Genomic DNA, 12,350 nt, shown 5'->3' with positions numbered 1-12,350 from the left:
ATCTTATGGTTTTGTTGGAATTTTTATATCTTAATTTTGTTAGAAGCATTTTTGATGAGAAGTGTGAATAACGATAGGAGTAGTTACAAATTTGAGTAGTTTTGTAAATAAGGGTGCTGTTAGAAACAAATCCAGGAAGTTTTGTAAATAAGGGTGCTGTTAGAAACAACTCCGCGGAGTTTTGTAACTAAGCCCCAGTTAAAAACAAACTAACACTGAAGTGTTCACAATACCTAACATTTTCAGTGAATAATTTCTTCATTAAATAGACTGAAAATTTAAAAAGAATAGTTGACATCATATGATGTATCGGGTATGCTAATCATCATAATTTATTATTTCTTAGTAAACTTATCTGTTTAAAATAATTTCTGCTAAAAACATTGATTTTAAACATAAAAGCTTGTAGAAATAAGTATAAGGAGGACGTTATATATCATGGCCGAAGTGTTAACTTATGAACGTTTTGACACTGATCCTTTTAAAGATATTGATATTGACGATGAAACTAAAGGTGCATATCAAATAATTAAATGGGCGTATGAACATTATGGAGATTCTATCGTATATTCATGTAGTTTTGGGGCAGAGGGTATGATTTTGATAGATTTAATATCAAAAGTTAAACCAGATGCCAAAATTGTCTTCTTAGATACTGATTTGCATTTTCAAGAAACGTACGATTTGATTGACCGTGTGAAAGAAAGATATCCAACATTAAATATTGAACTTAAAAAGCCAGATTTAACGCTAGAGCAACAAGCAGATCAATATGAACCGGCACTATGGACAAGTGACCCGAATCAATGTTGTTATATCAGAAAGATTAAACCGTTAGAAGAAGTATTATCGGGCGCTACTGCTTGGGTCTCAGGACTAAGAAGAGAACAATCTCCAAGTAGACAAAATACCGATTTTATTAATAAAGATGAAAGATTTAAATCTATAAAAGTTTGTCCTTTAATTTATTGGACTTGGGACGACGTATGGGCATATATTGAACGCCACGATTTAACCTACAATGAACTTCATGACTTTAATTATCCAAGTATTGGATGTATTCCTTGTACAGCTCAAGTATCTTCTTCAGGTGATTCACGTGAAGGAAGATGGACGAATTTCAACAAAACTGAATGTGGTTTGCATACAGTAAATAATAAACCTAAGTAATCTAATTAAGAGATTTATTAATCTTTTTTTAGCATAAATCAGACTATTCCCATAAGAATAGTATTTAAAACTTAAATAATTGGACAGGATGAGGTGACATCTTTGGAATTATCAGTAACAAATAGCCCTTTTAATCAAGAGCAGTCAGAAAAGTTAAATCAAGTTTTTGCAACACTTACAACTGAACAAAAGATTTGGTTGAGTGGTTACTTATCGGCGTCAGTCGTGCAAGGTGGTCAAGCAAGTGCACCTGTTGTTGAGCAATCTACAGCAGTAAGCAGTGAACCTAAGTTTAAGAAGCGAGATATTACGGTATTGTTTGGTTCTGAAACAGGTAATGCTCAAGGTTTAGCTGAAACGTTAGAAAGTAAATTAAAAGAAAAATCATTCAATGTCAATCTTGCATGTATGGAAGATTTTAAGACAAAAGATTTAAAGAAAGTAGAAGATTTATTTATTATCACAGCGACTCATGGAGAAGGAGATCCACCAGATAATGCAATTACATTCCATGAGTTTTTACATAGTCGTAAGGCACCTAAGTTGAATGATGTTAGATTCTCAGTGTTAGCACTTGGAGACGAATCATATGAATTCTTCTGTCAGACGGGTAAAGATTTTGATAAGAGATTAGAAGAGTTAGGTGCAGAGAGAATACATCCAAGAGTAGATTGTGATTTAGACTTTGATGAACCTGCTGAGAAATGGATGGAAGACATTTTAAATTCAATCGGACAAGTATCAGGTCAAACGGCAGAGGAACCCGTTAAATTAGATGCTGAAGATTTATCAGCTACTCAAACATATTCACGCTCTAATCCGTATGAAGCTGAAATTTTAGAGAATATTAATTTAAACGGTAGAGGTTCAAATAAAGAAGTTAGACATATCGAACTTTCTTTAGAAGGTTTCAATGATTCATTTGAACCAGGCGATTGTATCGGCATATTTCCTAAAAATGATCCCGAAATTGTATCAGAGTTAATTGAAACACTTGTTTGGGATCCAGAAGAAATTGTGCCAATTAATGATTCAGGCGATACATTAAGTTTACGTGATGCATTAACTAATCATTTCGAAATTACAAAATTAACAAAACCAATCGTCACAAAGGCTGCGAATATCTTCGGTAATGGTGTGTTATCTGAAAAAGTTAAAAAAGATCGATGGATTTACGGATACGTTGAAGGTCGCGATTTAATAGACTTATTAAATGATTTTCCACCTGAAGATTTGCAACCAGATGCTTTGCATCAAATATTGAGAAAATTACCAGCTCGTGAATATTCAATCGCAAGTAGTCATCAAGCAGCACCTGATGAAGTACATCTTACTATAGGAGCAGTTCGTTATCACTCTCATGATAGAGATAGAAAAGGTGTTTGCTCAGTACAATTTGCAGAACGATTACAACCAGGTGATACAGTACCGATTTACTTGAAGAAGAATCCGAACTTTAAGTTCCCTAAAACAAGTGAAACGCCTGTCATTATGATTGGACCAGGTACAGGTGTTGCGCCATTTAGATCATATATTCAAGAAAAAGAAGAATTAGAACTTACTAATAAAGCTTGGTTATTCTTCGGTGAACAACACTTTACGACAGACTTCTTATACCAAACGGAATGGCAAGGTTGGTTGAAAGATGGCGTACTTGATAAATTAAGTGTCGCGTTCTCAAGAGATTCAGAAGAAAAAGTATATGTACAACATAGAATTGAAGAAAACAGTAAAGAATTTTATCAATGGATTCAAGAAGGTGCAGCAATCTATGTATGTGGAGATGAAAAACATATGGCTAAAGATGTGCATCAATCCATTTTAAATGTCATTCAAAAAGAAGGACATTATAACGAAGAAGAAGCAGAAGAATTTTTAACTGAATTAAAAAAAGAGAGAAGATATCAAAGAGATATTTATTAAGAGGGGGCAATATTGTGAGCACTCAAACTAATTTATCCGACAAATTAGATGAAATGGAACACATTAAGAATAGAAGTAATTATTTAAGAGGAACAATTAAAGAAGGTTTAGCAGATGAAATAACTGGCGCAATAGCTGAAGACGATACTAAATTACTTAAATTCCATGGTAGTTATATGCAAGATGATAGGGATATTCGTGATGAGCGTCGTAAACAAAAGTTAGAACCAGCATATAGTTTCATGATTAGAGTTAGAGTTCCAGGTGGTACGGCTACTGCTGATCAATGGGTTGCGATGGATGATATTTCAACAGAATACGCTAATAACACAATCAAACTTACAACAAGACAAGCGTTTCAATTCCATGGCATCTTGAAAAGAAATTTAAAAAGTTCAATGCAAAGTATCCATCATGCAGTCATGGATTCATTAGCAGCATGTGGTGACGTTAACAGAAACGTCATGTGTAATCCAAATCCATATCAGTCAGGCGTGCACAAAGAAGTAGATACACTTGCTACACAAATAAGTGATCACTTATCACCTCAAACTGGTGCGTATCACGAGATTTGGTTAGACGATGAAAAAATTATCGATACAAAAGAAGAAGTTGAACCAATGTACGGTAAGACATACTTACCAAGAAAATTCAAAATAGGTATCGCTGTACCACCATCAAATGATATTGATGTTTATTCACAAGATATCGGATTGATTGCAGTTATTGAAGATGATCAATTAGTCGGATTTAATGTGACAGTCGGTGGCGGTATGGGTATGACACACGGTGATACGAAGACATACCCTCAAGTAGGACGTCTATTAGGCTACTTCCCTAAAGAAGAAGCGGTAGATGTTTGTGAGAAGATTTTAACTATCCAACGTGATTATGGTAATAGAGAAAACAGAAAGAACGCACGATTTAAATATACTGTTGACCGTCTTGGTGTTGATTTTATTCGTGAAGAATTGAATAAACGTTTAGGTTGGGAAATTGAAGAGGCAAAACCATTTGAATTTAAACATAATGGTGACCGATACGGTTGGACTGAAGGAAGCGGAAAATGGCACTTTACATTATTTATTCAAAATGGACGTGTCAAAGATACATCTGACTACAAATTGAAGACAGCACTTAGAGAAATTGCTGAAATTCATACTGGAGACTTCCGTCTAACGCCTAACCAGAATTTAATCATTGCCAATGTAGCTAAAAGTAAAAAACAACAAATTCAAAAAATTATTGATAAATACGGAATTACAGATGGTGAACATTACACAGGACTTAGAAGAAATTCAATGGCATGTGTTGCGTTTCCAACGTGTGGTTTAGCGATGGCTGAATCAGAACGTTATCTACCAACACTTATTAATAAAATAGAAGGACTTTTAGATGAAGCAGGGTTAAATGAAGAAGAAATAACGATTCGTATGACAGGGTGTCCAAATGGATGTGCAAGACCAGCATTAGCTGAAATTGCATTTATTGGTAAAGCGCCAGGTAAATATAATATGTATCTTGGCGGTGGATTCACTGGAGATCGTTTAAATAAACTATTTAAAGAAAATATTGGTGAAGATGAGATTTTAGAAAGCTTAAAACCAATTCTGATTCAATACGGTAAAGAAAAAAATGATGGAGAACACTTTGGAGACTTTGTTATCCGTAAAGGCATTATTAAAGAAGTGCATTCAGGACAAGACTTCCACAGTTAATCAGAAAATGGGGTGTAAGAATGGGGAAAGTATTTTTGGTTGGTGCAGGACCGGGCGATCCAGATTTAATAACGGTTAAAGGTATTAAAGCCATTAAACAGTCTAATGTCATATTATATGACCGACTCGTTAATAAAGCATTATTAGATTATGCAACTGAAGACACGAGAATGATTTATTGTGGTAAAAGTCCGAATAAGCATTCTTTAACTCAAGATGAAATTAATGAATTGCTCGTAAAACTTTCTCTAGAAGGTTACACCGTAACAAGACTTAAAGGTGGCGATCCATTTATCTTTGGTCGTGGTGGCGAGGAAGCAGAAACATTAAATAGCTATGATATTCCGTTCGAAGTGGTTCCAGGTATTACTGCTGGTGTTGCAGCACCAGCTTATGCTGGTATTCCAGTAACACATAGAGATTATAGTTCATCTGTTGCCTTTATAACAGGTGTTATGAAAGACAGTGTTGATGAAGATGAATATTGGAAACACTTAGCACTAGGACCTGAGACACTTTGTATTTATATGGGTGTAAAGAAGTTGCCTGACATCCAAAAATTATTAGTGAAACATGGTAAAGATATTCAAACACCAGTAGCATTAATTCATTGTGGAACTTCACAGAAACAAGTAACAGTGACAGGGACTTTAGAAGACATCGTAGAGAAATCAGAACAAATCACAAACCCTGCAATGATTGTTATTGGAGAAGTCGTCAAACTAAGAGAACGCATGAGCTGGTTTGAAGAAGTGGCATCAGAACAGAACGTTCCACAACTTATTTATTAATACTGGAGGGATACAATGATAGGCGTGTTATATGTCAGTCACGGTAGCAGAATTAAAGAAGCGACAGATGAGGCAATTTCTTTTATAGAATCAGTGAAACAGTCTATTGATATACCTTTACAAGAAATTTGTTTCTTAGAATTAGCACAACCGGATATTCAGCAAGGCGTCGAAAAGTTAATAGCAAAAGGTGCAACCGAGATATCCGTTATACCCGTATTATTACTAAGTGCAGGTCACTATTTTAAAGATATACCGAAAGAGATAGATGAAATTAAGACACAATATCCAGAAGTAACATTTACTTATGGAGAGCCTTTAGGTGTTCAACCAAGATTAACAGCCATTCTTAAAGAACGTATTGAAGAAACGAAAGTCGAGATTCAAGAAGATGCTAAATTACTTGTTGTTGGAAGAGGGAGTTACAATCCGCAAACGAAGATAGATATAACAGCTATAGGTCAAGCTTTATATGAATCGACAGCATTTAAAAATGTAGAAGTATGTTACTTAGCTGCCTGTGAGCCATCTTTTGAAGAAGCTTTGCAAGATGCATTACATGAAGAATATTCACAAGTATTCATTGCACCGTATCTTTGGTTTACAGGTGTCTTGGAGCGTCACATAGAGCAAACAGCAGCAGAACATAATACGAAAAGCGACATCATCGTATGCGAACATTTAGGTCATCATCCATCCATACAAGCAGCATTGAAAGATCGCGTATTAGAAACACTGACGACTCAAACAGTTTAAATATCAGATTAAAGGATGATTTATTGTGGCATACATTCCAATCAATTTAGATTTACAAGATAAAATCGTCAAAGTTATTGGTGGCGGTAAAATTGCTGAACGTAGAGTGAACGCACTGATAGATAGTGAAGCGTTGATTCATGTTATTTCACCAGAACTTACAGACCATTTAAAGCAATATGAAATTGAAGGGAAATTGAAATGGCACAAAAAGGACTTTGAAATATCTGATATAGAGCATGTTGATTTTATTATAAATGCCACGAACTCACCAGAAATAACCGATGTCATTAAAGATAATACCCCTAAACATTGTCTGATTAACATGGTTGGTGATGCACAAGATGGCAATGTGATATTTCCTGGGACATTAAATAGAGGTAAGTTGCAGATAAGCGTCACATCAAATGGTGCAAGCCCAAAGTTAGTGCGTAATATTTTGAAAGAATTAGATCAACAATATTCAGTAGATTATACAGAATATGTAGATTTTTTATATGAATGTCGCACAATCATTAAATCACTAGAAATAGAGCAAACAGAAAAAAACCAATTATTAGAGAACATTTTGTCTCATCAATATTTCGATACGGATGAGCAAAATAAATTCATCAATTGGTTGAAACGACAACTTAAATAGAAAGCCAGAGAGGAGTAGCGTATGCGAAAGTTAACAATATTTGCATTAGTAGGTTTTTTAGCACAACTTATAGACGGTTCTCTTGGGATGGGATTTGGTGCAACCTCTTCATCATTACTATTAACTTTTGGAGTGGCACCAGCAATCGCATCTGCAACCATTCATTTTTCAGAAGTGGCAACAACAGCAGCATCAGGACTTTCACACTTAAAGTTTAAAAATGTTGATAAGTCTATTATTCTAAAGCTTGCTTTACCAGGCGCGATAACTGGATTTATCGGTGCGGGTGTATTGAGCAACTTGCACAGTGATTTTATTAAACCATTCATCGCCTTATTCTTATTATCAATGGGAATTTATATTATTTATCAATTTGTATTTAAAAAACAGCAAAACCAACAAGTGAAAGATGGCAGATTTTCAGCTTTATTACTTGTTCCACAAGGTGCAATTGCAGGATTCTTAGACGCAATTGGTGGTGGTGGATGGGGTCCAGTCAACACACCATTATTACTATCAAGAAATAAAATTGAACCAAGATATGTTATCGGAACAGTTTCAGCGAGTGAGTTCTTTGTGACAATTTCAACTTCATTAGGATTTATTATCTTCTTAGGTTGGAATCAAATAAATATTTTACTCGTCGTTGCGTTAGCATTTGGTGGCGTCGTAGCAGCACCGTTCTCAGCATGGCTAGTGAAGACTTTACCGGTGTATGTTTTAGCAGTACTTGTCGGTGGTCTAATCATATTTACAAATAGTAGTGTTTTATTAGGTACTTTAATTAGCAGTGAAGCAACAGTCAATATTATAAAAGGTATTATTATCCTTGCTTGGTTAGGTCTAGTACTATTCACACTTTACCAACATAATAAATTTCCTTTTAATATTCAAAATCAAAAATCAAAAGAAGTAGATCAAATTAATTAATAGGAGTGAATATTGATGGTATCAGCAACTCAAAAGACTAAAGAAACAATCGAAGCTCATGGTGGAGAATTAATTAATCGCCAAGTAACAGGTCAAGAAAGAGCAGAACTTATTGAAGCGGCACAATCATATCCTAAATTAACATTAAATCCTTGGAGTCTATCAGATTTAGAATTAATCGCAATTGGTGGTTTCAGTCCACTGACAGGGTTTTTAAGCGAGAAAGATTATATCAGTGTCGTTGAAAATCTACGTCTAGAAAACGGACTTGTATGGAGTATTCCAATTACATTACCGGTTACTGAAGAAGAAGCAAACAACTATGAAATAGGTTCAGACATCGCTTTATATGGAGAAGACAATCATTTATATGGTGTGTTAAAACTTGAAGAGAAATATACGTATGATAAAGCTAAAGAAGCTCAAAATGTATACGGCACAACAGATGTGGATCACCCAGGTGTGAAACGTGTATATGAAAAAGGTAATGTTTATTTAGCTGGTCCAATCCAATTAGTTGATCGACCAAAGCATGATGAATTTAGTGATTTCCATTTAGACCCAAGTGAAACACGTGAATTATTTAAAGAATTAGGATGGAAAACAGTTGTAGGTTTCCAAACGAGAAACCCAGTTCATCGTGCGCATGAATATATTCAAAAAATAGCACTTGAATCAGTTGATGGATTATTATTAAATCCTTTAGTTGGTGAAACGAAGTCTGATGATATTTCAGCTGAAATAAGAATGGAAAGTTATCAAGTTATCTTGAAACATTATTATCCTGAAGAAAGAACACGTCTTGTTATTTATCCAGCAGCAATGAGATATGCTGGCCCACGTGAAGCCATTTTACATGCATTAGTACGTAAGAATTATGGCTGTACGCACTTTATCGTCGGTCGTGACCATGCAGGTGTCGGTGACTACTATGGTACATATGACGCACAAGAATTAATTTCACAATATGAAAATGAAATTGGCATTCAAATCTTTAAATTTGAACATGCATTCTTCTGTACAGTTTGTGACAACATGACAACAGCAAAGACATGTCCTCATGACAAATCAAATCATGTTCATTTAAGTGGAACAAAAGTAAGAGAGAAACTTCGTAACGGTGAACAATTACCAAAAGAATTCTCAAGACCAGAAGTAGCAGATGTATTAATTAAAGGTTTAAGACAAAATTAATTTCTTTAGGAGTGGAATAATGAGCGCGTCAACAAATATTACATGGCATGATTCTGAAGTAACAAAAGCACAAAGACAAGAACGTAACGGTCATAAAAGTGTTGTGATTTGGTTTACTGGTTTATCAGGATCAGGTAAATCAACAATATCTGTAGCATTAGAAAAAGCATTATTTGAACAAAATATCACGTCATATCGTTTAGATGGAGATAATATTCGTCATGGATTAAACCAAAACCTTGGATTCAGTCCAGAAGATCGAAAAGAAAATATCCGCCGTATCGGTGAAGTTGGTAAATTAATGGTAGATGCAGGTGTTGTCACAATGACAGCATTCATCTCACCATATGAAGAAGACCGTAATACAGTTAGAGATATCCTTGAAGACGGTGAATTCATCGAAGTCTTCACTAAATGTAGTTTAGACGAGTGTGAATCAAGAGATCCAAAAGGACTGTATAAGAAAGCAAGAAGCGGTGAAATTAAAGAATTCACTGGCATTAATGCACCATATGAAGAACCATCAAACCCTGAAATAGTCATTGATACAGAAAACGAAAGTGTAGAAGAATCTGTAGAGAAAATCGTTGCATACTTAAAAGAAAATCAATATTTATAATGATAAAGCTCACAACGCTAGCTAGTGTTGTGAGCTTTTTGTATTGTGGTGGAGTGCTTATGAACAAGTTTGGCAAGAAGTGTTCATAAGGCTGTCACTATTTACAATTTTCACGAGTTTTGTAAATAAAGTAGCCGTTACAAGCAGTTCTGGCCAAAGGTGCAAATACTGATACCATTAAAAGCAGTTCTAGCCAAAGATGCAAATACTGATACCGTTAAAAGCAGTTCTGGCCAAAGGTGCAAATACTGATACCGTTAAAAGCAGTTCTAGCCAAAGATGCAAATACTGGAGCCAACAAAAATAACAAAAGCGCGGGGTATGCATTGCTACCTCGCGCTTTTACTTATTTGTCATCATGACTTGGTATTGGGAAATACTTATATATCTCTCCAGTTTTAATAGCGTTACTGATATTTGCTAACCATTCATAATATACTTTTGATTCTTCTAATTGTGTATGAATGGTGATTGCTTCTTCTTTAGTTTCTTCATCGACATCATCTGCATCTATGATTTTTTGTAGCAAGATTTCTGCGTCTTTAACAGAATCCATATTAATAGAAATTTCTCGATCCCATTTTCTAGAGAAAAAGTTATTAAAGAAGATAAAGAAGTCTTTTTCAGCGATGAAATGTTGTTTTCTACTTCCTCTTGTAAATTGTTGTTTGACGATATCAAATTCTTGTAGTTTCTTAACACCAGCACTCATGCTTGGTTTGCTCATTTGAAGTTGTTCACGCATTTCATCTAGTGTCATACTACCTTCAAATACCATCGTCCCGTATAAATTTCCGACACTTCGATTAATACCATATAAATCCATCGTTTCTCCAATACCGTTAATCACGATGTCTTTAGCTTGGTCTAATTGTTTTTCGTAGTTATCTGAACGTACCACTACATACACCTCCAATAGTTACCTTAATTGTACCATGAATCCTTTTACATTGTAGTTGCTTTTCCATTACTTGTCTATTTGAAATACCTATTAAAAACAAACCATAAATGAACTTTGGAAATTTGACGCCTTTCATAATTCTATGCTAACATAAAATCTGTAAAGTTCGTTAAATAAAAATTTAACAAAGTTAACGGAGGTATTTTGAATGGGACATATAGAGCATTTATCTAGACGTCAATTTATAAATGGTGAGTGGGTAGAAGCTTCTAATAAAGCGACTCGCGACATTGTGAATCCATATAATCAAGAAGTTGTGATTTCAGTAGCAGAAGGTACAGAAGAAGATGCTGAAAAAGCAATTTTAGCAGCTAGGCAGTCGTTTGAAGCTGGTGAATGGTCAGGTGAAACGACTGAGAATAGAAGTCGTAAAGTTAGAGCCATTGCAGATTTAATTAAAGAACATAAAGAAGAACTAGCAGAACTTGAAACATTAGATACTGGTAAGACATTAGAAGAATCATATGCAGATATGGATGATATTCATAATGTATTTATGTATTTTGCAGGTTTAGCAGGACATGATGGTGGTGAAATTATTGATTCTCCAATACCTCATTCAGAAAGTAAATTAGTAAAAGAACCTGTAGGCGTTGTAACGCAAATTACGCCTTGGAATTATCCGTTACTTCAAGCTTCATGGAAAATAGCACCTGCTCTTGTAACAGGTTGTTCGTTAGTTATGAAACCAAGTGAAATTACCCCATTAACAACAATTCGTGTATTTGAATTAATGGAACAAGTTGGATTTCCTAACGGGGTCATCAACCTTGTACTAGGTAAAGGTTCTGAAGTTGGTGAAGTATTAGCATCTCATAAAGAAGTCGATCTAGTTTCATTTACAGGTGGTATTCAAACAGGTAAGCATATTATGAAACGTGCAGCAGACCATGTAACGAATATTGCACTAGAACTAGGTGGTAAGAATCCGAATATTATATTCGATGATGCAGATTTTGATTTAGCAATTGATCAAGCATTAAATGGTGGCTACTTCCATGCCGGTCAAGTTTGTTCAGCAGGGTCACGAATTATCGTACATAACGATATTAAAGATAAATTCGAAGCAGCTTTAGTCGAACGTGTTAACAAAATTAAAATCGGTAATGGCTTTGATGAAACAACTGAGATGGGACCATTAATTTCAGGAGAACATCGCGATAAAGTTGAAAAATATATAGAAGTTGCGAAAGAAGAAGGTACGACAATTGCTGCTGGTGGTAAACGACCAGACAGGGCAGACTTACAAGATGGTTTCTTCTTTGAACCAACTGTTATTACAAACTGTGATACATCTATGAGAATTGTCCAAGAAGAAGTATTTGGACCTGTCGTAACAATTGAAGGATTCTCTAATGAACAAGAAGCGATTGAATTAGCGAATGATTCTATTTATGGACTCGCAGGCGGCGTATTTACGCAAGATATCGCTAAAGCAAATCGTGTAGCCAATAAATTGAAAATGGGTACTGTTTGGATTAATGACTTCCATCCATATTTTGCACAAGCACCATGGGGTGGATATAAACAATCTGGTATTGGTAGAGAGTTAGGTAAAGAAGGTTTAGAAGAATATTTAATTTCTAAACACATTTATACAAATATTCAACCTGAGCCGGTGAATTGGTTTAGTAAATAAATACAACAA

At 34.9% G+C, this 12,350-nt stretch carries 11 protein-coding genes; 10 read left to right on the top strand and 1 reads right to left on the bottom strand.

Annotation, left to right across the window (positions count from 1 at the left end; all coding sequences use genetic code 11):
* The first annotated feature begins 438 nt into the window (after positions 1–438).
* From CD035_RS09200 to cysC, 9 genes are all read left to right on the top strand, one after another.
* Positions 439–1,170 (top strand): phosphoadenylyl-sulfate reductase, encoded by a 732-nt coding sequence (locus CD035_RS09200; RefSeq protein WP_048540518.1) that lies wholly within the window; start codon positions 439–441, stop codon positions 1,168–1,170.
* A gap of 102 nt (positions 1,171–1,272) precedes the next feature.
* On the top strand, positions 1,273–3,093 hold the full coding sequence (locus CD035_RS09195) for an assimilatory sulfite reductase (NADPH) flavoprotein subunit (protein WP_048540519.1): 1,821 nt from the start codon (positions 1,273–1,275) through the stop codon (positions 3,091–3,093).
* Between the two features lie 14 nt (positions 3,094–3,107).
* A complete protein-coding gene (locus CD035_RS09190; protein ID WP_372587805.1) occupies positions 3,108–4,811 on the top strand; it encodes an NADPH-dependent assimilatory sulfite reductase hemoprotein subunit in 1,704 nt (567 codons plus the stop codon).
* A gap of 20 nt (positions 4,812–4,831) precedes the next feature.
* Positions 4,832–5,602, top strand: a complete 771-nt coding sequence (gene cobA / locus CD035_RS09185) for a uroporphyrinogen-III C-methyltransferase (RefSeq protein WP_048540520.1) — start codon at positions 4,832–4,834, stop codon at positions 5,600–5,602.
* Positions 5,603–5,617: 15 nt separating this feature from the next.
* Positions 5,618–6,358 carry a sirohydrochlorin chelatase gene (locus CD035_RS09180; protein WP_048540521.1) on the top strand — a complete coding sequence of 247 codons (741 nt, stop codon included), beginning with the start codon at positions 5,618–5,620 and terminating at the stop codon, positions 6,356–6,358.
* A gap of 25 nt (positions 6,359–6,383) precedes the next feature.
* A complete protein-coding gene (locus CD035_RS09175; protein ID WP_048540522.1) occupies positions 6,384–6,998 on the top strand; it encodes an NAD(P)-binding protein in 615 nt (204 codons plus the stop codon).
* Between the two features lie 21 nt (positions 6,999–7,019).
* The gene (locus CD035_RS09170; RefSeq protein ID WP_048540523.1) at positions 7,020–7,928 is read left to right on the top strand and encodes a sulfite exporter TauE/SafE family protein; all 909 of its coding nucleotides are present in this window, start codon (positions 7,020–7,022) and stop codon (positions 7,926–7,928) included.
* 15 nt (positions 7,929–7,943) lie between these two features.
* A complete protein-coding gene (gene sat, locus CD035_RS09165; protein ID WP_048540524.1) occupies positions 7,944–9,122 on the top strand; it encodes a sulfate adenylyltransferase in 1,179 nt (392 codons plus the stop codon).
* 19 nt (positions 9,123–9,141) lie between these two features.
* On the top strand, positions 9,142–9,741 hold the full coding sequence (cysC, locus tag CD035_RS09160) for an adenylyl-sulfate kinase (protein ID WP_048540525.1): 600 nt from the start codon (positions 9,142–9,144) through the stop codon (positions 9,739–9,741).
* Positions 9,742–10,087: 346 nt separating this feature from the next.
* On the opposite strand, the gene cudC is transcribed toward cysC, so the two are convergent.
* Positions 10,088–10,642 (bottom strand): choline uptake/conversion transcriptional regulator CudC, encoded by a 555-nt coding sequence (cudC, locus tag CD035_RS09155; RefSeq protein WP_048540526.1) that lies wholly within the window; start codon positions 10,640–10,642, stop codon positions 10,088–10,090.
* Positions 10,643–10,850: 208 nt separating this feature from the next.
* Here cudC and betB point away from each other — a divergent pair, with 208 nt between their 5' ends.
* Positions 10,851–12,341: a betaine-aldehyde dehydrogenase gene (gene betB / locus CD035_RS09150; RefSeq protein WP_048540527.1), complete on the top strand. Its 1,491-nt coding sequence runs from the start codon at positions 10,851–10,853 to the stop codon at positions 12,339–12,341.
* The last annotated feature ends 9 nt before the right edge of the window (positions 12,342–12,350 follow it).

The organism is Mammaliicoccus sciuri, assembly GCF_002901825.1.
Taxonomy (GTDB): domain Bacteria; phylum Bacillota; class Bacilli; order Staphylococcales; family Staphylococcaceae; genus Mammaliicoccus; species Mammaliicoccus sciuri.
Note: the sequence above shows the minus strand (reverse complement) of the source record. Positions and strands in the feature narration are given on the sequence as shown.